Below are 22,350 nucleotides of genomic sequence, written 5' to 3'. Positions count from 1 at the left end.
TTCCACCGCTATTTCACGATTAAGAATCCCATCTGTGGACGCAGACTGCCAAGGCCGCGCTACACTTTTACATGTTCCTACGCGGGCACCAAGTCACTCTCCCCGCGCATAGCCAACAGCTCCCGGGCGCTCTGGAAGGCGTTTTCACTGGGCCTGGCACCCGAAATCATCTGCGCGATTTCGCGGATGCGTTCCTCCTCCGTCAAGCGACGAATGCGGCTCACGGTGCGGTCGGCGCGGTCTTCCTTGTACACGAAGAAGTGCGCGTCGCCGGCGGCGGCCATTTGCGGCAGGTGCGAAATAGCTACCAATTGGTGCTTTTTGGCCATCTGCTGCATCATACGGCCTACCTTAACCGCTATTTCGCCCGAAATACCAGTGTCGATTTCGTCAAAGACGATAGTCGGCAGGGCGGTTTTATCGGCCAGCATGTACTTGATGCATAGCATCAGCCGCGAGAACTCCCCGCCCGAGGCGGCTTTGCTCAAGGTCTGCGGCTGCGCGCCTTTGTTGGCAGTGAAGAGTAGGCTGATGACATCAGTACCGCTGGTGGCGGGTTGGCCAGTGCTGTGCTGCACCAGCAGCCGGGCATTGGGCATGCCGAGGTCGGCAAGTAGTTCGGCCAGTTCCTTCTCAAAATAAGGAAACGCCTTGCGCCGCTGCTCGGACAGGTGGGCGGCGCGCTTGTTCACGGTAGACAGCGCACCTTCGGCATCTTTGCGCAAGCGGGTAATTTCCTTGTCGAGGTTCAGTACCGAGCCCACTTTCTGCTGCAGTTCATCGCGCACCTGCAGCAAGCCGGGCAAGTCGCGTACTTGGTGCTTGCGTTGCAGATTGTAGAACACTGTCAGGCGCGCCTGCAACTCGTCCAGCCGCTTGGGGTCAGCTTCGGTGCGCTGCTCGGCCAGCTCGGTTTCGTCGGCTATGTCGCGCAGTTCGATGAGGCAGCTATCCAGCCGCTCTTTGAGCTGCCGTACGGCGTCGGAATAGCCCGCTATCTGGCCCAGCATGATGCTGGCTTCCTTAAGCGAACTGGTGGCACAGTACTCCCCTTCCGACAAACTCTGCAAGGCATGTGTAAGGCGCAGCTTGATTTCCTCGGCGTGCTCCAGCTCCTTGATTTCCTGCTCCAATGCTTCCTGGTCCTCCCCATCTAGCTTGGCCTCTTCCAGCTCGTTGAGCAGGAAGCTATGGTAGTCCAGCTCCTTGTTGGCCTGCGCTACCTGATCCTCCAAGTGTTTCAGATCGGCGGCTAGCTTGCGGTACTGCCGGAAAGCGTTGCCGTACTGAGTGCGCGTGGGCACCAAGCCCGCGTATAGGTCAATCAGGTTGAGCTGGAACACCGGGTCGCCGAGCAGCAGCGTGTCGTGCTGGGAGTGGATGTCCATGAGGTTGGCGCCCACTTTGCGCAGCGTTTCCACCGTCACCGGCGTGTCGTTCACGAAAGCTCGCGACTTGCCGGTGGGTGCTATTTCGCGGCGCAGAATGCACTGCGTGTCGTAGTCGATGTCTTCGGCCTCGAAAATGTCCTGCAGCTGATAGCCTGAAATATCGAACTGCCCTTCAATCACGCATTTCTTGCTGGTGTTGAAGAGCAACTTGGAATCGGCGCGGTTGCCGAGCAGCAGGCCGATGGCGCCCAGCATAATGGACTTGCCGGCGCCGGTTTCGCCCGTGATGATGTTCAACAGCGACGACGGGCGCAGCTCCAACGACTCAATCAGGGCGTAATTCTGTATGCGGAGGTCAACCAGCATATGGGTGATGGTTGCGTGAAAAGTAAATTTGCTAAAAGCTGATGCAGTCAAAAAGCCGCAGAACAGCTGTTTACAAACTTACTAAAGACTTTAGTCCATCCGCAAGGCGATTTTCCAACTAAGTTAGTAGCATGTGCAAAAAGAGCTTCCTGATAGGCGTGAGGGCCGATAAAAAATTTAGCACAGCTTGAAATACGTGTCAAATTAGCATTGGCGATACTCAGCCAAGTACCCCAACGGTACAAAAAAGCGGTGCCACAAATTTGAGTCGTGGCACCGCTACTAATTCTTGATAAACGTCGCCTTACAGAGCGAAATCAAAGGCTTAGCGCTGCATGATGGCCTGATACTTCGGCGAGTTGGTCGGGTCGATTTCCTGCAACAGGGCCACTATGCTCTGCTTTTGATCGGGCGAAGAGCTGCTGCGGTAGATGTTGGCAATTTCATCGGCCTTAGTTTCGAAAAAGGCCCGAATGAGTGTAGAGCCAGGGCGGCGCTGCGCCGCTTGCTGGATGCCCTGCAAAGCCTGCTGAATGCTGCTACGGGCATCGTCGGGCTTCTGAATGAAGATATCCAAACCTTGGCGGTAGTAGGCATATACCGCGGAGCGGAGTGCTTCCAGCTGTGGGTCCTGCATACCGTTGAGCAGCCAGTAGCGGCTACGCTGATCACGCTTGCCGTTGTCGCGCCAGCCTTCGTCGCCGTCGGCATTCTGGGTGGCGGCCACCTGCAGAATGTTCTGGGCCCGGGTAAAATTGCGGGTACCACCCAGTGGCGAAAAGCTGTCCTGGTCCATCCCGATCATCACGTAAGCATAAAAGCTCAGGATAGAAGAGAGGTTGTTAACAAAGGAGTTCTCCGAAAAATCGAGCGGCTGGCCGGGCAGGTAGCTGAATTTCCACGTCTCGGCGTAGCTCAGCAGGTTGGTTTCGTAGGAGGTGCCGTAAACTGGCCGAGAGGTGAAAATGCGGGCCGTAGCTTGGTAGCTGCCGTTTTGCGGAATGGCATTGATGCCCACAAAAATGCGGCAGCGAATGCGCTCCTCCGGTTTGTAAATCTCGTTGGTCCAGCGCCGGTTGTTTAGAAACTGCGTGATGTCGTTTTGCATCGCCGTGAGCAACTGCCGGTCGGTGATGGTCACGTTTTCGGCCGTCACGCGCACCTCGGCTAGCAGTTCTTGGGCAGTAGCCTTACCAGCCGTGCCCAGCAGCGTCAGCAGTAACAGGGCAAAACACTGTAGAAGGCAGTTATGCAACATGAGGTTGGAGGCGGGCAAGGATGGCAGAAACGATGTCGCGGGCCACGTCGGCCTTGGGCTTCAAATCAAATGTAGTCACTCCCGCAGCGTCCACGAGCGTGACTTTATTGGTATCGTGGCGAAAACCGGCCCCGGCATCACGCAGGGAGTTCAGCACCACCAGGTCGAAGTTCTTACGCCGCAGCTTATCCTGGGCATGGCGCAGTTCGTCCTGCGTCTCCAACGCAAAACCGACGGAAAATTGTTCAGCCCGCTTGGTCTGGCCCAAAGTGGCAGCAATGTCAACGTTCTTGATCAGCTCCAGCACCAGCGTTTCGTCGGAGCTGTCCTCGCGCTTTTTAATCTTTTCAGCAGCCACGGTCCGGGGTCGATAGTCGGCTACGGCAGCGGCAAACACCCAAATATCAGCTTGCGGTGCTACGGCAGCGGCGGCTTCGTACATCTCCTGAGCTGTTTGCACACGCACCACTTGCACGGCGGGATGCGAGATGCTCAGGTTGGTCGGCCCGCTTACCAGCGTTACCTGAAAGCCCGCCTCGGCGAACGTCTCGGCCAGTGCATACCCCATCTTGCCCGTTGAGTGGTTACCGATAAAGCGGACAGGGTCAATGGGCTCGTAGGTTGGGCCAGCCGTGAGCAGAACGTGCGTCATTCAATCAAGAATGAGGAATTAAAAATTAAAAGTCGATCAGACGTCAGAGTTCTGAGCACCTGCGCGCTTCTCCTGTGAATCTACACTTGGGTAACCTCCGCTCCACCAGGCCTGCTTCCCCAAAACTCGTCCAGCACCCGCACAATGTCTTCCGGCTCCAGCATGCGGCCAGGACCAGTAAGGCCACTAGCCAGCTCGCCGGCAGGCGAATCGAGCACCTGCACGCCGTCTTGACGCAGTTGCGCCAGGTTGCGTTGGGTAGCCGGGTGCTGGTACATATCCAGGTCCATCGCCGGCGCCACCAGCACTGGGCAGCGGGCCGAGAGGTACACAGCAGTGAGCAGGTTCGGGCACAGGCCACTGGCTAGCGCGGCCAGCGTATTGGCGCTGGCGGGGGCTATCAGCAGCGCATCGGCCCACAGGCCCAGCTCCACGTGGTTGTGCCACACGCCGGCTTGCTCGTCTTTGATAAAGCCTTGCAGAACTGGACGTTTGGCAAGCGTAGCTAGGGTAATAGGCGTAACAAAAGCCGAAGCCGAGGGCGTCAGGATTACCTGCACCTCGGCTTCGGCTTTTACCAGCAGCCGCACCAAAGCGGCTGACTTATAAGCGGCAATGCTACCGCTCACGCCCAGCAATATGCGGCGACCGGCCAGCATTTCGGCTTAGGCTGATGTAAGCTACTCGGCTTTCTCAGCCGTGGGCTCCTCCGGATCGGGCATGCGGAAGGTCACCTTGCCTTCCAGGAACTCCTCGATAGCGAGGTTGGTGGGCTTGGGCAGACGCTCGTAGTGCTTGGAAATTTCGATCTGCTCGCGGTTTTCGAACACCTCTTCGAGGTTATCGACCGTGGTGGCAAACTCGGCCAGCTTGCTGTTCAGCTCTTCCTTGAGCTTTACCGAAATCTGGTTGGCGCGCTTCGAGATGATGGAAATCGACTCGTACACGTTGCCGGTTTCGGACACGAAATCCGACAGGTTGCGCGTAACGATGGAAGCAGGAACGTGGCTCGGAACTTTCATAGGATACAATGGGCTGAAGGGTCAGATGGCTAAAATGCGGGCATTACCGAACGATTAGCCATCTAACCGTTCAGCAATTTAGCCATTTTCAAATTAGTTGGCCGCGGGCGCGGTGCTAGCCGCTTCGGTGGCCGGTTGGGTCTGCTTGAGGAATTTCTGCGCGGCGTCGTACATCTGCTCGGCCGCCTTCAGATTCTTGCTCTGTGGAAAGGCATCCACAAAAGCTTGGTAGAACGCTACGGTTTCCAAGTACCGGTCGCGCTGCTTGGTTTCGATGCTTTCCTTGGCCAGGTTATACTGCGCATCGACTTTCAGGAAAGCTACCTGCTCGCCATAGGCCGACGAAGGATACTGCTGCTGGAACGTGTTGAGGGCTACCACTGCTGACTGATAATAACGCAGCGCGTGGTACAGCTTGGCACTTTCATAGGCCTTCACTTCCAACTTCTTCTGCAGCTCGTTCGACATGTTCTCGGCTTCGGGCCGGAACTTGCTTTCGGGGCGGCGGTTCAGAAACTCCTGAATAGCCTCAATGGCCGCAATCGTGTTGGTCTGGTCCAGCTCGTACTCGGGCGAGTCGCGGAACAAGGACTTGGCGTGCATGAACTCGGCTTCTTCCGCGAAGGGCGAAGTCGGGTACGTGGCCGAAAACTGATCGAAGTAGTAAGAGCTGAGCGTGTAGTTGCGCTGGCGGTAGTTGATGTTGGCGAAGTAGAACTCGGCCTTCTCAGCTTCCGGCCGGCCTCTCAGCAGCGGAATCAGCGGCTCCAGCAGGGCACCAGCTTTGTAGTAGTCCTGCTTTTTTTCGTAGTAGTCGATGGCCGCCGTGTACCGCTGGTTTACGTCGGTGCTCTTCAACAGCTTCTGATAGGAGCTGCAGGCTCCGAGCAACAGGGTGCACAGTAGCAAGGCAGCGACGCGGAGACGGATTGCGGGCATAAGGGGGGCAAAGGTAACGATTTGACAGCTCTGGCACAAAAACCACTCAGCCACAGGAGGCCAGCGCCCCTCGAAAGGTTGCGCCGATTGACTCGGGAACAATCAGGGTTTCACTTTAGTGCTGGCCGGAGCCGGCCGAACTGGCGCGGCCGGTTTGGCTGCAGGTGCGGTTTTTACTGCGGGTTTGGCCGCCGGACTCTTCTTAGGAGCTGATTTTGATTTGACGGTTTTGACTTTGGCGGCAGGCTTAGCCCGAGCCTTGCGGGCGGGCGGGGCAAAATGCTTACCCAGCACAGCTCGGCGCGTCGGCTTTTGGGCTATCAGCCATTGAAAGCCTTTCAGCTGCTTATCCTCTTCCTTCAGCTCGTGCGGAGGAATAAAGCTGGCGTCGGGATTGGTCAGGAACGTGATGGTCTGGAGCTTGCTGTCAGCGAAACGCATGGCCATGTTGGCCGACACGGCTTTGTTCAGGCCAGTGGTGGCAGTGTCGTTTTCGAGGGCGTAATACAGGCTTTCGGCATTGCCGAGCACGTCCACTTTCCTGAGCTTGCTGTTCGAAAAATGCGCCACCATATTTCGGCCCTTCACCTGATTGAAGTTCAGCAGGGTATCCTGGCCGATGATAAATGAGTTGGCGTACAGCCGCATCTGGTCGATTTTCTGCCGCCGAAGCCGAATTTCCATCGAGTCGGCCGTTAGCTGGTTTTTATCGCTCCAAAGCACCGGCTTGGTGTTCAGGTAGATTACCGAGTCGCGGCGGTTGTAGGTCAGCGAGTCGCAGCGGCCCTGCAGGTCGCGGCGGTAGATTTTGACCCTGCGGTAAGCGTAAATAATGCCGGGGTCGCCTTCCATGCGCCGCTCCACGCTCACCAGCGTATCGGCGGCCAGAAACAGCGTGTCGTTGTCGGCAATGCTGCGCATCACGGGGGCGCCGTACACTTTGGCCCGACCCTGCCCGCGCCAGTAGCGGCCCACATCGCCGCGAATCACCACGTTGTCCTTCTTAGCCGTCATCGACACATTGCCGCGGGCTATGCCATACTGCCGGGCCTCGTCGTACACCAGTTGGTCGCCGCCGAGCAGGTAGTTAGGCGTTTCGATTTTGGCGTTGCGCTGAAAGTCCGACACCCGGGTGCGGGTGTTGTAGGTGCCTTTTTCGGCGTACAGATTGCCCTGCTGCCCGGTAATGCGCGTCGGGCCGAAGAAGTAGGCAATCTTCGACTGCGTGTTGTACTGCAGTGTATCGTTGGTGATGGTGTAGTCCTTGCTCACCAGCTTCACGTTGCCGCGGAAGCTGAACACCTGGGTGGCCGTGTTGTAGTAGCCGCGTTCCGAGTCGAGGGTATTTTCGGGGTCGACGATGTGGCCGCCGTTGCGGTAAAACGCGGTTTTGCGGTTTAGGTCGTAGTCGAGGGCCTGGGTGGTGAGGGTGATGCGCGGGTCGCGCAGCACTACGTTGCCGGTCATGCGGGCCGTGCGGGTGTCGCCGTCGTAAAAGCCCCGGTCCCCGGTGATGGTGACCGTATCGTTCTGCACCACGCGCACATTACTAAAGGCTTCGATGGCGTTGCGGTCGATGTACTGATAGGCCGAGTCGCAGTACAAGAAGGCGTCGCCCTGCTTGAAGCTCACGTTGTTAATGAGCTTACGAATCTGCTGGCCGTTGAACACGCCCCCAATTAGTTCGCCCGCACCCGGCAGCAGCTCGATGCGCTGCCCCTTGGGCGTAGGCTGCGTTTGGGCAGGACGGCGCTGAGCCCACGCCAACGGCGCGCTCAGCAGCAATAGCGAGAAAAAGAGGAGAAATCGGAGGCGCATGCGGCGCAAAAGTACGGAACCACCGCCCTAACGCGCACGGTTGGGTTTTGGTGCGCCGCAAAGTCGGACTTCCTCCGCCTACCAAGCCCTTTTATGCGGCGGTGGCGTGCCGGCCGTCCTACCTTTGCAGCCCCTACCCTTTTCGTTTATGCTCGACCGCGTCCGCCAATTCATCGAAGACAACAACCTCTTCAACCCCGAAGCCGACCAATTGCTCCTGGCCGTGAGCGGCGGCATGGATTCGGTGGTGATGCTCGATGTGCTGCACCGGCTGGGCATCGGGGTGGCGGTGGCGCACTGCCACTTTGGCCTGCGCGGCGAAGAAGCCGATGCCGACGAGGAATTCGTGCGCAAGCTGGCCAAGAAGTATGAGGCGCCGTATTTCGCCGAGTTTTTCGATACCAAGGGCTTCGCTGAGCAGGAAGGACTTTCCACCCAAATGGCGGCCCGGGTGCTGCGCTACCAGTGGTTTGAGCAGGTGCGCCGCACCCAGCAGCTCGACTACATTGCCACGGCCCACCACCGCCGCGACGCCGCCGAAACCATGCTGCTCAACCTCACCCATGGCACCGGCCTTTCGGGCCTGCACGGCATTCCGCTGCGCCAGGGCCGGGTGGTACGTCCCTTGCTGGGCATTGGCAAGGAAGACCTGTACGATTATGTGGTTGAGCGCCGCCTGGTGTGGCGCGAAGATTCTTCCAACGACAGCACCCTGTACCAGCGCAACAAGCTGCGCCACGACGTGCTACCGGTGCTGCGCGACCTCAACCCGAATCTTGACCAAACGCTGCAAACCACTGCGGAACGCGTGCAGGGCGCTGAACTGCTGGTAAAGCACATGGTAGACCAAACCACGCAGCTGGCCCGCCGCGACGAAGCCGAGGCCGTGTACATCCAAATTGGGCTGCTGCAGTCCACGCCGGCCACGACGGTAGTGCTGCACGAAATGCTGCGCCCCTTCCATTTCTCCTGGCTGGTGGTGAAAGATATTGTGGCTTCGTTTAAGGCTACCTCTGGCCGTCAGTTTGAGTCACCCACGCACCTACTGGTAAAAGACCGTGACCAATTGGTAATTACGCCCAAGAACCTCGCCGGCTTCGGCACTTACCAGCTGCAAGCTGGCCAACCGGAGCTGCAGGCCGAAGGCATACGCCTGACGGTGGCCGAGCACCCGGCCGAAGGCTACACGGTGTCGCGGGCCAAGGATGTAGCTGCATTCGACGCCGACAAGCTGAAGTTTGCCCTGACGCTGCGCCGCTGGCGCGAGGGCGACTGGTTTATGCCCATCGGGCTGAAGGGTAAAAAGAAAATCAGCGACTTCCTCATCGACCAGAAGGTGCCGCTGAACCTGAAGGATCAGGTGCTACTGCTCACTACGGCCGATGGCAAAGTGGCCTGGATAGTGGGCCACCGGCCCGACGACCGGTTCAAAGTAACCGAGGAGACGCAGCGGGTGCTGGAAGTGCGCTTGAAACGGATTTAATGCAGGCCCGGCGCGGCCAACTGCAGGCTTTATCGCGCTACAATGCGCTACAGTTTTTACATTGCGGCCCGTAACCCGAATCATTCAATTCCCAACTGACCACCCCATGAAAGTAACCGTTGTAGGGGCCGGCAACGTGGGCGCAACCTGCGCTGACGTTCTCGCTACCCGTGAAATTGCCAACGAAGTAGTTCTGGTTGACATCAAGGAAGGCATTGCCGAAGGCAAAGCTCTCGACATTTGGCAGAAGGCCCCGATCATCGGTTACGATACGCGCACGGTGGGCGTAACCAACGATTACGCGCGCACCGCCGATTCGGAAGTGGTGGTTATCACCTCAGGCCTGCCCCGCAAGCCCGGCATGAGCCGCGACGACCTTATTTCGGTTAACGCCGGCATCGTGAAGTCGGTAACCGAACAGGTAGTAAAATACTCGCCCAACGCCATCATCATCGTGGTTTCGAACCCACTGGACGTGATGACCTACCAAGCGCACCTCACCTCGGGCCTCGCTCGTGAGAAGGTATTTGGCATGGCTGGCATTTTGGACACGGCCCGCTACCGCGCTTTCCTGGCTGAGGCGCTGAACGTAAGCCCCAAGGACATTCAGGCGGTACTGATGGGCGGCCACGGCGACACCATGGTACCGCTGCCCCGCTACACCACGGTTGGCGGCATCCCCGTAACCGAGCTGATCGGCAAAGAGCAGCTGGACGCCATCGTGCAGCGCACGGCCGTTGGCGGCGGTGAACTGGTGAAGCTGATGGGCACTTCGGCCTGGTACGCTCCCGGTGCAGCCGCTGCGCAAATGGTAGAAGCCATCGTACGCGACCAGCGCCGCGTGTTCCCGGTATGCGTGGAGTTGCAGGGTGAATACGGCATCAATGGCGTATACCTGGGTGCTCCAGTAATCCTGGGTAAAAACGGCATCGAGCGCATCATCGAGCTGCAGCTGAACGACGACGAGAAGCAGCTGCTGGAAACCTCGCGCGGCCACGTGAAAGAGGTAATGGATGCGCTGGACAAAATGGGTCAGCCCGCCAACGCCTAGACGCTTATAGTCCTTTGAAGCCTTCCGGGCCGCTCCGCTTCTGCGGGGCGGCCCGTTTTTTCTTGTTCAGTCCTTGCATCTAATGCACTTCCGTAGCTTGCCGGTGCTAATTCATCTTTCATGCACCTCTACCTTATCGACATCAATGCGGAAGTTACCGCTGCTTGGGAGCAGGTTTTCGCCGCTGTGCCGCAAGTAACGGTTCGGCACGGCTCCATTTTTGACACACCATGCGACGCCATCGTCAGCCCGGCCAACAGCTTCGGCTACATGAATGGTGGCATCGATTTCGCTATTTCCAAGAACTTGGGATGGCACATCGAAAAAGACCTACAACGCCTGATTCGCGACCGACACTACGGTGAGTTACTGGTCGGCCAGGCCGAGATTGTGCCTACGGGCCAAGCATCCTTTCCTTACCTTATTGCGGCTCCCACGATGCGCACCCCCATGACCATTACGCGGGGGCCCAACGTGTATTTGGCTATGAAGGCGCTGCTGGTGCTGGTGGTCGATGGAAAAATGCCTAATGGCGACCCGGTAGCCAGCCATGTGCGCAGCATTGCCATTCCAGGCCTAGGTACTGGCGTGGGTCAAGTACGGCCGTTGGTGTGCGCACGCCAGATGCGCATTGCCTGGGAAGATGTAATGCAGCGCAAGCACGCCACCGAAGCAGGTTGGGAAGAGTTACGCTCTAACTATGCCTACTTCTTTACCCACGACCACAAAGACATTAAGTACCCTATTAACTAATGCCCCGGTAGTATTGGCTCGTTGCTGCTGGCGCCGTTTCCGCTATTATGAGCACTGCCTCAGACCTGCTTGCCCGCATCCACGCCCTGGCCGATGCGGAGCGCGTGCCGCTGCTGGCCCGCTTCTTCAAAACAGGTCCCGGCGAGTACGGCGAAGGCGACCAGTTCCTGGGCCTAACCATGCCGCAGCAGCGTGCCTTGGCCAAGGAGTTTCGCGCGCTGCCGATGGTCGAAGTGGAGCAGCTGGTGCAGAACCCCTGGCACGACTGCCGCTCCGTGGGGCTTATCATCTGGACGCTGCAGTACGCCAAAGCCGGCCCAGCCGGTCGTCAGGCCATCTACGAGCGGTACCTGCAGCACCGCCGCTTCATCAATAACTGGGACTTGGTGGACGTGACCTGCCCGCACATCATGGGGGCGCACCTGCTGCACCAAGACCGCAGCGCGCTGTACGAGCTAGCGGCTGAAGATAACCTGTGGAGCCAACGTATGGCCATTATCTCCACTCTGGCTTTCATCCGCAAAAGTCAGTTTGCCGACACCCTGGCTCTGGCGGAGCTGCTTCTCCCCCACCGCCACGACCTCATTCACAAAGCGGTGGGCTGGATGCTGCGCGAAGTGGGCAAGCGCAACGAAGATGCTTTGGAAGAATTCTTGGCCGACCACGCCCAGCGCATGCCGCGCACCATGCTGCGCTACGCCATCGAGAAGCTGGAGCCCAACCGACGCCGACACCATATGCAGCAATAAAAAACCGCCCGCCAAACTTCTTTGGCGGGCGGTTTTATTTTTGATAAGCGCTTACTGCTGACTGGCTTTGAAGAGCTTCTGCTTCTCGTCCTTCGACAGACTTTCGTAGCCGGAGCGGGAAATCTTGTCCAAAATCAGGTCTATTTCTTCCTGGGCAGGCTTGGCTAGCGGGCCACGTTTGGCGTTGGCCGGGGCAGCCTGCGGACTACGATGCGACACGCGGAGCCGCGGCCGGCCGTGTAGCAATGCACTAATCCACTCGCCGGTAGCAATGATGGGGCGGCCCAGGTCACGGCCGCGCTGCAACTGTCGAATGTAAATGAAGCCCAAGGCAGCACCGCCCAAGTGAGCAATCTGTCCGCCGGGGTTGGTACCGTTGATGCCCGCAATAGAAATCAGCACCACTGCCGCCGCGATGTATTTGATGCGCACCGGCCCGATGATCAGCAGATTGAAGGTATAATCAGGCAGCAGCGCGGCAGCAGCCACGATGACGGCCGTTACCGCCCCCGAGGCCCCAATCATGGGTACGCCCAGCTGCGGACGCAGCACCGGCAGCAAATTGTAACTCAGCAGGAAAAACAGCGCCCCGACCAACGCGCCCAGAATGTAGAGGCTCACCAGGCGTCGGTCGCCGAGGTATTCGCGCACCAGCATACCGAACCAGTAGAGGTTCAGCATGTTGAACAGGATGTGAAAGAAACCCTCGTGGGTAAAGGCGTAAGTAAGCAGCGTCCAAGGATGACGCAATAAATTCGGTATATCCGAAGGCAGCGCCAGCTGGCGCATCAGCACATTGTAGGCTTCCCCGGCGCTGCTCAGGTGCAGCACGGCCTTCAGCACCACTATCGCCGCAAAAGCCAGCACGTTGATAACCAACAGCTGATTCAGCGCGTTGTCGCGGCGGGTGAAGGTGGACTGAATATCGGCGAAGATGCTCATAGCAATGGGTGGGGTTAGTAGAAGCGCGAGTGGTGTCGTTCCCAGTATTTCAACAGTAGAAATCCGATCAACATTCCGCCCAAGTGAGCGAAGTGCGCCACATTGTCACCAGGAGCCCGTTGGATACCGCCATAGAGTTCGTACAGCGCATAAAGCGTTACGAAATATTTGGCCTTAATGGGGAAGGGAAAAAAGAGCAACATCAGCTCCGTATTGGGGAAAAGATACGCAAACGCCAGCAGAATGCCGAATAACGCGCCCGAGGCGCCCACCATGGGGGCATTATTGGCTGACTCAAAAATTTCATCCACGGTGCGGGTGGCGGCCCGGATGTATTCCTGATTGGTGGGGTCCTGCTGCATGGCACGGGCCAGCAGCTCGTAACCTCGGGCCTGGGGCATGTGGTCGTCGAAATAGTCGCTGTAAGCCACGCCCGACGGGGCCTCGATAAAGGCATTACGCGCCTCCCGCATCTGCGAAATCTCATACTGCCGCACGCCCGAATACAGCATGCCCGCCCCGATGCCACAGATCATCCAAAACATCAAAAAGCGCTGCGCGCCCCAGCGCATTTCCAGCATCGGTCCGAAGAAAAACAGGCCAAGCATGTTGGAAAACAAGTGCCCCCAGCCCGCGTGAAGGAACATGTACGTGACGTGCTGAAAAGGCTGAAAATAATCGGACGTCCAGGGGTAAAGCGCCAGCAACCTGGGAATGGCACCGAGTGCGCCCATGCCCTCCAAGAGCAACATCGCAATGTTGATTAGGAGCAGGTTGCGCACCATCGGGGTGACGTTGAACATAAACCGCTGATTAGGGGTGATTTCGCTGATTATACTGGTTGACACCAAGTCCGGAAGCAGCACCGAAGCAGCTTCCGGTTTGGCTGCTTACGCAAAACTTCGGCGCGTAGCGGCCATCCGCCCGGTTGGTTCACCGACGGCAAGGTAAGCTACGCAAACAAACCGCCGAGCTTGGCTCCCGGTTCAGGGCTGTGCCGCCCCCAGCATGCAGCCTAGACTTTAGCGGGCGAAGAACGCCTGCAACTGATCCAGCTCCAACATTACGAGAGTGCGCTGACCGGTAGGCGTGTAACCAGGCGTCTGGCAGGCGAACAGCTTATCGACCAAGGCATTCATCTCCAGCTCGCTTAGCCGGCCCCCAGCCGAGGCAGCTACGCGGCGGGCCAAGGCTAGAGCCAACTGTTCGCGGCGGTCGAGGCGGGCGCGGCCGGTAGCCATGCGAAATTGCTCCAGCAAGCCTTCCAGCAGCTCCTTTTCGTTGCTGCGGTGCGGTACTTCGGCTGGCAGCCCCTCTACCACAATGGTATTTGGCCCGAACTCGGCGAAGCGAAAACCCAGGGCATGTAGCTCGTTGGTGACTTCGCGCAGCACGGCAAAATCGGCCGGTGAGAAGGAAACGGTACGCGGAAACAGCAGCGTCTGGGAAGCGCTGTTTTCCTCCGTCATGTTCTGCTGGTACTGCTCGTACAGGATCCGCTCACGGGCTGCAACGTGGTCGATGAGCATCAGGCCCGACTTCACCGGCACCAGCACGTACTGCTGCACCTGCACCGAGCGACGACCGGGCGTGCTACCCTCCGGATGTGCGGAACCAGTTCCGTGCGTTAGGGGCAGCTCGGGGGCTATGGGTAGCACCGACTCAGTTGGCGCGGGTGGCATGGCCGGAGCCGCGGGCATCACCGGCACCATCGGTACAGACTCGGGCTTGGCTTCGGGCGCTTCGGCCTGAATGTCGTCGAGGGCGCCGGGCTGGCTCAGGGTACGGTAGAAATCTTCCAGCGCCTTGCGGGCCTGCTCGGTGGGCCGCGGCGTGAGGGGTTTTTCGTCGGTCCAGCGGGCAGCGGCGTCGCGGCCGGGACGTGTGGGGGCAGCGGCCGCGGCCATAGCTGCGGCTAGGGCACCGCCTTCGCGGCTGCTGTCGCTGTGGGTATCGTCGTTGGGGTCAGCGAAATCGGAAATGGAACCGGTGCGCAGGCCAGCCAGCGGGGCAAAGTTGATGTTGCTTTCGAAGTCCAAAGACGGCGCCATGTTGTGCAGGCCCAGGGCCTGCTTCACGGCGGCACGCATGATGGCGTAAACGGTTTTCTCGTCCTCAAACTTGATTTCCGTCTTCGTAGGGTGCACGTTGATGTCGATTGTCTTCGGATCAAGCTCCAAAAACAGCACGTAGAACGGGTGCGTTTCCTTGGGCAGCAGGCCTTCGTAGGCGGCCAGCACGGCGTGGTTCAGGTAAGCCGAGCGGATAAAGCGCCCATTGACAAAGAAAAACTGGTCACCGCGGCTTTTTTTGGCCGATTCGGGCTTGCCGATGTATCCCTTCACCGAGATGAACGGCGTCACTTCTTCCACCAGCGCCAGCTGCTCCTTGTAGCTATTGCCGAGCAAGGACACGATGCGCTGGCTAAGCTTGCCAGCGGGCAGGTTAAATACTTCCAAATCGTTCTGGTACAGCGAGAAGCTGACATTTGACTTGGACAAAGCGACGTGCTGAAACTCGTCGAGAATATGACGCATTTCTACAGCGTTGCTCTTGAGAAAATTGCGCCGGGCAGGTACGTTATAGAACAGGTTCTTTACCGAGATGCTGGTGCCATCGGGGCAGGCCGTGGGCTGCTGGCTTACCACTTGGGAGCCTTCCACCAGCAGTTGCGTACCGGTATCCTGCTGGCGCAGCTTAGTACGAATCTCGACCTGCGCCACGGCCGCGATGGAGGCCAAGGCCTCGCCACGAAAGCCCAGCGTTCGGATCTGAAACAGATCCTCCGTCGTGCGAATCTTACTGGTGGCGTGGCGCTCCAGGCTCATACGCGCATCAGTGGCGCTCATGCCCGACCCATTGTCGACCACCTGCACCAGCTGCTTGCCGGCTTCCTTCACAATCAGCTGAATCTGGGTAGCGCCGGCATCGACGGCGTTTTCCAGCAACTCCTTTACCACCGAGGCCGGGCGCTGCACTACTTCGCCGGCCGCAATCTGATTGGCTAGGTACTCGGGCAGCAGTTGAATGATATCGGACATAGCGCGGATACGAACCCCAACCGAGGTTTCGTTTGTTCTGATACGGGGCAAAGGTACGCCACTCGGCGGCGCTACACAGCCTATCCGCGGTTCATCCGGAACCATGTATGGTATTATATCCGCAGTTGGTCGGAACATTTCCTGAAAATGAACTGCTTACCAGCTCCGAGTGTAATTGGCCCAAAAAATGCACTAATCCGCCACCGGAAATAATGCGTAAGTTTGTGGCCAGCTTTAGCTTGCGGGCTGGTCCCGCAGCATAGTCGGTCATCGTCTTACGGGCTATGGCCGGTTATTTCTGCACCGCTTGATTGGCGCCCTTCTCCGCAGGCTTCGGCCTACGCCGAAGGGCGCAAGTACAGGCGGCCGACGTAACCAAATCATCATCAGAGACGCGACTCAGAGGCCAATGGGCAAGGAAATTCGGATTGGACTGGTACTGCTGCTGTTGGCCGTGACGGGTCTGATCGTGTCATCATCTGCGCCCTACGACAAGGGGGCCCGGCCCTCCTCGGTGGCCGAGCAGCAGTGGGTTGACTCGGTCTTCAACTCCCTCTCGCCGGACCACCGGCTGGGGCAGCTCTTCATGGTAGCTGCTTATTCCAACAAGGATAAGAAGCACGTCAACTACACCGAATTTCTGGTTCGTGAGTACAACATCGGGGGCGTAATGTTCCTGCAGGGCGGCCCGCGCCGCCAGGCTCAGCTCACCAACCGCTACCAAGCCACGGCCCGTACTCCGCTGCTCATCGCCATGGATGCTGAATGGGGCCTGAACATGCGCCTGGATTCCAGCCAGCACTTTGCCAAGCAGATGACGCTCGGCGCCATGGACGACGACCGGTACGTGTACCAGATGGGCCGCGAAATAGCCCTGAAGATGCGTACCCTCGGTGTGCACGTGAGCTTTTCGCCGGTGGTCGACGTCAACTCCAACCCCAACAACCCAGTTATCGGTAACCGCTCTTTCGGCGAAAGCAAAGAGCAGGTGGCCCGGCTGGGCACGGCCTACATCCGCGGGCTGCAGGACCATGGCGTCATTGCGGTAGCCAAGCACTTTCCCGGCCACGGCGACACTGATGTAGACTCGCACCTAGCCTTGCCGGTAATCAATACCGACATGGCCCGATTAGCCAACGTCGACCTCTACCCTTTTCAGAAATCGTTTGAGGTGGGCGTGATGGGCGTGATGGTAGCTCACCTGTACATGCCGCTGTTCGACTCCGTCCGGACGCAGACTACCACGCTTTCGCGCAACCTTGTGACGGGGCTGCTAAAGGAAAAGATGGGCTACAAAGGCCTCGTCTTTACCGATGCGCTCAACATGAAGAGCGTATCGAGCATCTACAAGCCAGGTGAGTTGGACGCCCTCGCCCTGCTGGCCGGCAACGACGTGCTGCTCTTTTCGGAGGATGTGCCCATGGCCATTCAGAAGATCAAGGCAATGGTAGCGGCCAATAAAATCGCCCAGGAAGACATCGACTACCGCGTACGCAAGGTTTTGCGCGCCAAGTACTGGGCCGGGCTGAACAAGCGTACGCCCGTAGATATGCCCAACCTGATGGCTAACCTGAACCGTCCGCTCAGCCGGGTGGTGCAGCAGAACATCTACGAGCACGCCATTACGGTGGTGAAGAACGAGGACGACCTTTTGCCCTTCGCCCATCTGGATACGCTGCGGATGGCCTCCATCACCATCGGCGCGCCCAACGGCAATGAGTTCGGTAAGACCATGCAGCGCTACATGCCCTGCGCCACCCACGCCATTCCGAACCGCTACGCCCCGGATTCCACCTTCGACAACCTCATGCCCAAGCTCAACGCCTACAATACGGTGGTAGTGAGCTTGCACAACATGAACAACACCCCTGCTCACAACTACGGTTTGGGCGACGGTGCGCTGCGCTTTATCAAGCGGCTGCAGGAAAACCAACGTCAGAAAGTGGTGGTGGTGGTGATGGGTAATGCCTACGCGCTGAAGTACGTGGAAAGCGCCCGCACGCTGGTGTGCGGCTACGAGGACAATCATAGCTCGCAGCTGGTGGTGCCACAGGTGCTGTTTGGGGCATTGCCTGCTAAAGGCCGCTTGCCCATCACAGTATCAGAAACGCTGAAGGCTGGCACGGGCCTGCCCACGGCGGATTTCCGCCGCCTGCGCTACGCCTCTCCGGAGGCGGTGGGCTTGGACTCGCGCGTGCTCACGCAGATCGACAACATCGCCACCGAAGCCATTGCGTACGCTGCTACGCCGGGCTGCCAAGTGCTGGTGGCCAAGGACGGTGCGGTGGTGTTCGACAAGAGCTACGGCTATTGCACCTACGACAAGGCCCAGCCCGTAACGGGCGAAACCCTGTACGATCTGGCCTCTATTTCAAAAGTAGCGGGCACGCTGCAGGCCATCATGTGGCTGAAAGATGAAGGCAAGCTCAACCTTGACTCCAAAGTATCGGATTACCTGACCGACCTGAAAGGCACCAACAAGAAGGACATGACCGTGCGTGACGTGCTGCTGCACCGCGCCGGACTGAAAGCAGGCATTCCAACTTGGGAGCGAACTGTTACCCGCACTGGTGGCCTGAAACCCACCTTCTACGCCAGCACCCGCAACGACGCCTTCCAACGCGAGGTGATTCCCGGCACCTATGTGGCGCGCACGGCTGAAGACTCTGTTTGGACCTGGATCAAACGTAGCGCTCTGCTGCCCAAAACCAAGAGCGGTTACCCGACGGAATACTCCGACCTGAGCTTCATCATTCTGAAGCGCTTGGCCGAGAAGGTGCTGAACCAGCCCCTGGAAGTGTTTTTGCAGCAGAACTTCTACGCTCCGCTGGGCCTGAACACCATGACTTACAACCCGCTGCAGCGGTTCCCAAAATCTTGCATTGCGCCTACCGAGAACGACACGTACTTCCGCCATACCCAATTGCAGGGCAGTGTGCATGATCAGGCCGCAGCCCTGATGGGCGGCGTGGCAGGCCATGCGGGTTTGTTCTCCAACGCCAACGACTTGGCCGTGCTGATGCAGATGAACCTACAAAATGGCCGTTACGGCGGCCGACGCTTCTTCAGCACGCCGGTAGTAGCGGAGTTTGCCCGTCAGCAAAGCACCAGCAACCGCCGCGGCCTCGGTTGGGACCACGGCGACCCTAGCAAGCCCGACGGCCCGACGAGCAACCTCTCGCCGGCTAGCACTTTTGGGCACACCGGCTTCACCGGTACCTGCGTGTGGATGGACCCCGACAATAAGATTCTCTACATTTTCCTGTCGAACCGCGTGTACCCGGATGCGGGCAACAACAAGCTGCGCCAGTACAACATCCGCTCGCGCATCCACGACGTTATCTACCGCTCCATCCTTACCGATGCCGACAAGGGCAAAAGCTGATCTGAGGGGAAGCGACATTCTATGTGGTGTGGAACAAGCAACCCCTTGACCGGCGCGTCGTCCCTGACCAGGACGGCGCGTTCTTTTTTGGAGGGTTGCAGCGGGCTCTATTACCGCTGCGTTGCGAGCTGCAGAATAACGTAGGTTTTCTCCAACTTGCCGCCGATTGCGTTGTTAGGCAGCAAACCCTTCTCTCCTACTTTCGCCGCACCACCCCTCGTATGAACATCGGCATTGTCTGTTACCCTACCTTCGGCGGCTCAGGCGTGGTCGCCACTGAACTTGGTAAGGCCCTGGCCCAGAAGGGCCACCGCGTGCATTTCATTACTTATAGCCAGCCCGTCCGCCTCGATTTCTTCAACGAGAACCTGTTCTACCACGAGGTATACATTCCACCGTATCCACTGTTTCAGTTTCCGCCCTACGAGCTAGCCTTGGCCAGCAAGATGGTCGACATTGTGCAGAACGAGAAATTGGATGTGCTGCACGTACACTACGCCATCCCCCATGCTTCGGCGGCGTACATGGCTAAGCAGATTCTGCGCACCAAGGGTATTCAGATTCCAGTCATTACCACGCTCCACGGCACCGATATCACGCTTGTGGGTAAGGATGCTTCTTACGAGCCGGTGGTTACGTTTAGCATCAACCAATCGGATGCGGTTACGTCGGTTTCGGCTGATCTGAAGGAGGAAACATACCGCTACTTCGCGGTGGAGAAGGACATCGAAGTCATTCCGAACTTCATCAACCTGGAGCGTTTCAAGAAGCAGCGCAAAGAGCATTTTCGGGCCGCTATTGCGCCCGAAGGCGAAAAGCTGCTGATTCACACGTCCAACTTCCGCTCGGTGAAGCGCGTGGACGACGTGGTGCAGATCTTCGCTGGTGTGCGTGAGCATATGCCTGCCAAGTTGCTGCTCGTAGGCGACGGCCCCGACCGCCCGCGCATCGAGAAGCTGTGCCGCGAACTGGGCATTTGCCAGGATGTGCGCTTCTTGGGCAAACTGGAGGCCGTGGAAGAAGTCCTGAGCATTTCGGATTTGTTTCTGATGCCTTCGGAGAAGGAAAGCTTCGGCTTAGCTGCCCTTGAAGCCATGGCTTGCGAGGTGCCGGTCATCAGCACCAATGCCGGCGGCATTCCGGAGCTGAACGTGCACGCCGTCACAGGCATGGTAAGCAACGTGGCCGACGTAGCCGACATGGTCAAGAACGCCCTCTACGTGCTCGACGATGAGAACCTGCCGCGCTTTAAAGCAGCGGCCCGTACCCGCGCCGAGGAGTTTGCGGTAGAGCATATTCTACCCCGTTACGAAGCCTGTTACCAGCGCGCTATTGACGCAGTGCTGGCGGGGGTGTAGCACGGCAGCATCTCACAGACCGATCAATCGTCGGTCATCTTGACGAAGGAAGGACCTTATCACGCGAGAATAAATCGTTGTTACGATGTCGTTCTGCGGTGACAAGGTCCTTCCTTTGTCAGGATGACAACAAACAATGCAGGAAGTTAGGCAGGCTGCTTAAAACAGCCCGGTTGCCTCGCGCTTTACGGCGACCAAGGCTTGAGCCGTTGGATCGGCTTCGTCGTTCAGCAGGGCTTCCAGCACTCGTTTGGCTAGCTCGGTGCCGCGGGCCTGCTGCTGATTGGGCAGGTTCTGGTAGGCTTTGTTGATCATCGTAAGCACATTCTCCTTTGCTTGACGCACCTGGCCCCATACTTCGGGACTCATGTAGAGCTGCTGAGAAAGGTTGTGCTCATACTCGGCCCGAATTTCCTGCAGCAGCACGCGGTGATACTCGGGAGCCGTTTGCCCGGCCGAGCTCAGCCGAATCATCAGGTTATTGGGCGTGATGCGCTCTAGTAGCAGAACGATACGCTCGTACGCCTGCAGGCGCAGTGGCAGCATGGTTTTGGCGCTTTCCATGCGCAGCTCGATCAACCGCCGCTGCTGCTCCTTCTCCAAGTATTGCTGAATGAGGTAGTAAACGGTAGCGGCTACGATAAGCGCCGGCAAGGTGATTTTGAGCAAATCGATGATGAGGGCAGTGGTGTCCATGCAAATAAAAAACCACAAGCCGCTACGAAGCGGCTGGGTTGCTGAGTGTTTAGGGTAAAAGGGCTGGCAAAAGCTTCCGCACGCGTGATTTGGCCTTTGGCCACCGCATAATACGGTCGGCAAATATAGTACGGTGAACCTGCCGGGAAGGGTAGCTGTTAAGGTATTGCTACGCCTTTTGCATGCAGCCCGTATCTTTGCTGCTATATGGCGTAAGCCTTTCCAACCGACGACACTACGCAACATCATTTCACTATGGCAACTGCCACGGCTTCCACCAAAACCGCTCCCATCACGCTCACTTCGCGCGCTCTGGAAGAGGTACGAAACATTCTCCGCGAGAAGAACGTCCCGGCTGAGTACGGCCTGCGCGTAGGCGTACAGGGCGGCGGCTGCTCCGGCCTGAGCTACCTGCTCGGCTTCGACAAAGCCAAGGAGCAGGACGAAACCTTCGACGTTGACGGCGTATTGCTGATTATGGACAAAAAGCACGCGATGTACGTGCTGGGCATGGAAGTCGACTTCCAGGATGGCCTGAACGCCCGCGGCTTTACTTTCAGCAACCCCCAGGCCAAGAGCACCTGCGGCTGCGGCTCATCGTTCTCGGCGTAGCGTTTGAATTTGCTTTTACAGCGGGCAGCTTGCTTCGGCGGGCTGCCCGCTGTGCATTTATAGCCGTGCGGGTTCTGCCATCCGAATCGTTTCGCCAGCCATTACCCGCGCTTCGGAGCCATCGGCCATGAACACAGAAGCGGGCGGCTGGCTTAGCGCCTCCACGAAGGCCTCGCCGTAAAGCTGCCCAACTTGGCAGTGCATATCGTACTGCAGCACGCGGTGCGCGTTCCAGCGAGGATGCTGCACTTCATACTGATCGGTGCGCCGGGGGCCGCGCTGGGTATAGCCCCAGTAGTGTTCGGTGATGAACTCGGCTTCGGAGCCGGCTTCGATGGGGTGCGCAGTTTGCTCCACGGTAGCGCGCAGGTGGTTCCACTCCTGCCCTACCAGCCAGCCATACTCTACGTCAAGGGTGCCGGCCTCCGCATTGGGCTGCCAGGAGTGGCGCATGGGCATGGCGGCGTACTTCTCGCCGTAAAAGGTATTGGCGACGGCCACAATCATGGCCTTCGGCACTATTTCTTTCACAAACACCACGCCGCGTCGCCATCCGCGCTGTGGGTCGCAGTGACGCACGTAAAAGCGCAGGTTTACCTCCTCAAAATGACGGTGCCAGGGTACGCTGAAGCCACGCACCCGCGTGTGCATGAACATGAAGCCAACCATGCTCACGTAGTGCGTGCCATTGAAGTCGTCGAGCTCGGTGCCATAGGGAAGCAAGGGCCTCAGAATGCCGGGCTCCACGGCATAATTGGCCATGAGCAGGTTGCGCCATTCAGCGGTGAGGAAGGTGGTAGCCATGGGCGGAAGTATAAGCTGGTGCTATTCAAA

General features: G+C 58.4%; 19 protein-coding genes. 7 read left to right on the top strand and 12 right to left on the bottom strand.

The window, feature by feature from the left end:
* Positions 1–77: 77 nt before the first annotated feature.
* The 7 genes from recN to AC5FXY_RS20055 all read right to left on the bottom strand — a co-directional run bounded on the left by recN (position 78) and on the right by AC5FXY_RS20055 (position 7,446).
* The gene (gene recN / locus AC5FXY_RS20085) at positions 78–1,757 is read right to left on the bottom strand and encodes a DNA repair protein RecN (protein WP_493558510.1); all 1,680 of its coding nucleotides are present in this window, start codon (positions 1,755–1,757) and stop codon (positions 78–80) included.
* Positions 1,758–2,082: 325 nt separating this feature from the next.
* Complete coding sequence (gene porD / locus AC5FXY_RS20080) at positions 2,083–3,015, bottom strand: type IX secretion system protein PorD (protein ID WP_493558509.1); 933 nt, start codon at positions 3,013–3,015, stop codon at positions 2,083–2,085.
* Entirely contained in the window at positions 3,005–3,667 is a 663-nt protein-coding gene (locus AC5FXY_RS20075) for a phosphopantothenoylcysteine decarboxylase domain-containing protein (RefSeq protein WP_493558508.1), read from the bottom strand. The genes porD and AC5FXY_RS20075 overlap by 11 nt, the downstream gene beginning before the upstream one ends.
* Positions 3,668–3,747: 80 nt before the next feature.
* Positions 3,748–4,326 (bottom strand): flavoprotein, encoded by a 579-nt coding sequence (locus tag AC5FXY_RS20070; protein ID WP_493558507.1) that lies wholly within the window; start codon positions 4,324–4,326, stop codon positions 3,748–3,750.
* A 21-nt stretch (positions 4,327–4,347) separates the two neighbouring features.
* The gene (locus AC5FXY_RS20065) at positions 4,348–4,689 is read right to left on the bottom strand and encodes a DNA-directed RNA polymerase subunit omega (RefSeq protein ID WP_493558506.1); all 342 of its coding nucleotides are present in this window, start codon (positions 4,687–4,689) and stop codon (positions 4,348–4,350) included.
* Positions 4,690–4,782: 93 nt separating this feature from the next.
* Positions 4,783–5,628, bottom strand: coding sequence for an outer membrane protein assembly factor BamD (locus AC5FXY_RS20060; protein ID WP_493558505.1), 846 nt, complete (start codon positions 5,626–5,628; stop codon positions 4,783–4,785).
* Positions 5,629–5,730: 102 nt separating this feature from the next.
* Positions 5,731–7,446, bottom strand: a complete 1,716-nt coding sequence (locus AC5FXY_RS20055) for an OstA-like protein (RefSeq protein WP_493558504.1) — start codon at positions 7,444–7,446, stop codon at positions 5,731–5,733.
* A 148-nt stretch (positions 7,447–7,594) separates the two neighbouring features.
* Here AC5FXY_RS20055 and tilS point away from each other — a divergent pair, with 148 nt between their 5' ends.
* The 4 genes from tilS (at position 7,595) to AC5FXY_RS20035 (ending at position 11,482) form a co-directional block, all read left to right on the top strand.
* Positions 7,595–8,929, top strand: a complete 1,335-nt coding sequence (gene tilS, locus AC5FXY_RS20050) for a tRNA lysidine(34) synthetase TilS (protein WP_493558503.1) — start codon at positions 7,595–7,597, stop codon at positions 8,927–8,929.
* Between the two features lie 106 nt (positions 8,930–9,035).
* Entirely contained in the window at positions 9,036–9,980 is a 945-nt protein-coding gene (gene mdh / locus AC5FXY_RS20045; protein WP_493558502.1) for a malate dehydrogenase, read from the top strand.
* 120 nt (positions 9,981–10,100) lie between these two features.
* The gene (locus tag AC5FXY_RS20040; protein WP_493558501.1) at positions 10,101–10,733 is read left to right on the top strand and encodes a macro domain-containing protein; all 633 of its coding nucleotides are present in this window, start codon (positions 10,101–10,103) and stop codon (positions 10,731–10,733) included.
* 47 nt (positions 10,734–10,780) lie between these two features.
* Positions 10,781–11,482: a DNA alkylation repair protein gene (locus tag AC5FXY_RS20035; RefSeq protein ID WP_493558500.1), complete on the top strand. Its 702-nt coding sequence runs from the start codon at positions 10,781–10,783 to the stop codon at positions 11,480–11,482.
* Positions 11,483–11,533: 51 nt separating this feature from the next.
* Here AC5FXY_RS20035 and AC5FXY_RS20030 read toward each other — a convergent pair whose 3' ends face one another.
* The 3 genes from AC5FXY_RS20030 to mutL all read right to left on the bottom strand — a co-directional run bounded on the left by AC5FXY_RS20030 (position 11,534) and on the right by mutL (position 15,465).
* Positions 11,534–12,424 (bottom strand): rhomboid family intramembrane serine protease, encoded by an 891-nt coding sequence (locus AC5FXY_RS20030; protein ID WP_493558499.1) that lies wholly within the window; start codon positions 12,422–12,424, stop codon positions 11,534–11,536.
* 14 nt (positions 12,425–12,438) lie between these two features.
* Positions 12,439–13,227 carry a rhomboid family intramembrane serine protease gene (locus AC5FXY_RS20025; RefSeq protein WP_493558498.1) on the bottom strand — a complete coding sequence of 263 codons (789 nt, stop codon included), beginning with the start codon at positions 13,225–13,227 and terminating at the stop codon, positions 12,439–12,441.
* A gap of 219 nt (positions 13,228–13,446) precedes the next feature.
* The gene (mutL, locus tag AC5FXY_RS20020; protein ID WP_493558497.1) at positions 13,447–15,465 is read right to left on the bottom strand and encodes a DNA mismatch repair endonuclease MutL; all 2,019 of its coding nucleotides are present in this window, start codon (positions 15,463–15,465) and stop codon (positions 13,447–13,449) included.
* Positions 15,466–15,874: 409 nt separating this feature from the next.
* On the opposite strand from mutL, the gene AC5FXY_RS20015 reads away from it, so the two are divergent.
* Positions 15,875–18,850 (top strand): serine hydrolase domain-containing protein, encoded by a 2,976-nt coding sequence (locus AC5FXY_RS20015; RefSeq protein WP_493558496.1) that lies wholly within the window; start codon positions 15,875–15,877, stop codon positions 18,848–18,850.
* A gap of 221 nt (positions 18,851–19,071) precedes the next feature.
* A complete protein-coding gene (gene bshA, locus AC5FXY_RS20010; protein WP_493558495.1) occupies positions 19,072–20,208 on the top strand; it encodes an N-acetyl-alpha-D-glucosaminyl L-malate synthase BshA in 1,137 nt (378 codons plus the stop codon).
* Positions 20,209–20,367: 159 nt separating this feature from the next.
* Here the strand turns inward: bshA and AC5FXY_RS20005 are convergent, their stop codons facing one another.
* Positions 20,368–20,904 carry a DUF7935 family protein gene (locus AC5FXY_RS20005; RefSeq protein ID WP_493558494.1) on the bottom strand — a complete coding sequence of 179 codons (537 nt, stop codon included), beginning with the start codon at positions 20,902–20,904 and terminating at the stop codon, positions 20,368–20,370.
* Positions 20,905–21,159: 255 nt separating this feature from the next.
* Here AC5FXY_RS20005 and AC5FXY_RS20000 point away from each other — a divergent pair, with 255 nt between their 5' ends.
* Positions 21,160–21,516, top strand: a complete 357-nt coding sequence (locus AC5FXY_RS20000) for a HesB/IscA family protein (protein WP_493558493.1) — start codon at positions 21,160–21,162, stop codon at positions 21,514–21,516.
* 57 nt (positions 21,517–21,573) lie between these two features.
* Here AC5FXY_RS20000 and AC5FXY_RS19995 read toward each other — a convergent pair whose 3' ends face one another.
* The gene (locus AC5FXY_RS19995) at positions 21,574–22,320 is read right to left on the bottom strand and encodes a YqjF family protein (RefSeq protein ID WP_493558492.1); all 747 of its coding nucleotides are present in this window, start codon (positions 22,318–22,320) and stop codon (positions 21,574–21,576) included.
* Positions 22,321–22,350 lie beyond the last annotated feature (30 nt).

This window comes from Hymenobacter sp. FMD4 (assembly GCF_058932745.1).
Note: the sequence above shows the minus strand (reverse complement) of the source record. Positions and strands in the feature narration are given on the sequence as shown.

Coding starts and splice junctions, on each gene's coding strand:
- recN (WP_493558510.1), bottom strand. CDS start 1,757: ATGCTGGTTGACCTCCGCATACAGAATTACGCCCTGATTGAGTCGTTG.
- porD (WP_493558509.1), bottom strand. CDS start 3,015: ATGTTGCATAACTGCCTTCTACAGTGTTTTGCCCTGTTACTGCTGACG.
- AC5FXY_RS20075 (WP_493558508.1), bottom strand. CDS start 3,667: ATGACGCACGTTCTGCTCACGGCTGGCCCAACCTACGAGCCCATTGAC.
- AC5FXY_RS20070 (WP_493558507.1), bottom strand. CDS start 4,326: ATGCTGGCCGGTCGCCGCATATTGCTGGGCGTGAGCGGTAGCATTGCC.
- AC5FXY_RS20065 (WP_493558506.1), bottom strand. CDS start 4,689: ATGAAAGTTCCGAGCCACGTTCCTGCTTCCATCGTTACGCGCAACCTG.
- AC5FXY_RS20060 (WP_493558505.1), bottom strand. CDS start 5,628: ATGCCCGCAATCCGTCTCCGCGTCGCTGCCTTGCTACTGTGCACCCTG.
- AC5FXY_RS20055 (WP_493558504.1), bottom strand. CDS start 7,446: ATGCGCCTCCGATTTCTCCTCTTTTTCTCGCTATTGCTGCTGAGCGCG.
- tilS (WP_493558503.1), top strand. CDS start 7,595: ATGCTCGACCGCGTCCGCCAATTCATCGAAGACAACAACCTCTTCAAC.
- mdh (WP_493558502.1), top strand. CDS start 9,036: ATGAAAGTAACCGTTGTAGGGGCCGGCAACGTGGGCGCAACCTGCGCT.
- AC5FXY_RS20040 (WP_493558501.1), top strand. CDS start 10,101: ATGCACCTCTACCTTATCGACATCAATGCGGAAGTTACCGCTGCTTGG.
- AC5FXY_RS20035 (WP_493558500.1), top strand. CDS start 10,781: ATGAGCACTGCCTCAGACCTGCTTGCCCGCATCCACGCCCTGGCCGAT.
- AC5FXY_RS20030 (WP_493558499.1), bottom strand. CDS start 12,424: ATGAGCATCTTCGCCGATATTCAGTCCACCTTCACCCGCCGCGACAAC.
- AC5FXY_RS20025 (WP_493558498.1), bottom strand. CDS start 13,227: ATGTTCAACGTCACCCCGATGGTGCGCAACCTGCTCCTAATCAACATT.
- mutL (WP_493558497.1), bottom strand. CDS start 15,465: ATGTCCGATATCATTCAACTGCTGCCCGAGTACCTAGCCAATCAGATT.
- AC5FXY_RS20015 (WP_493558496.1), top strand. CDS start 15,875: ATGGGCAAGGAAATTCGGATTGGACTGGTACTGCTGCTGTTGGCCGTG.
- bshA (WP_493558495.1), top strand. CDS start 19,072: ATGAACATCGGCATTGTCTGTTACCCTACCTTCGGCGGCTCAGGCGTG.
- AC5FXY_RS20005 (WP_493558494.1), bottom strand. CDS start 20,904: ATGGACACCACTGCCCTCATCATCGATTTGCTCAAAATCACCTTGCCG.
- AC5FXY_RS20000 (WP_493558493.1), top strand. CDS start 21,160: ATGGCAACTGCCACGGCTTCCACCAAAACCGCTCCCATCACGCTCACT.
- AC5FXY_RS19995 (WP_493558492.1), bottom strand. CDS start 22,320: ATGGCTACCACCTTCCTCACCGCTGAATGGCGCAACCTGCTCATGGCC.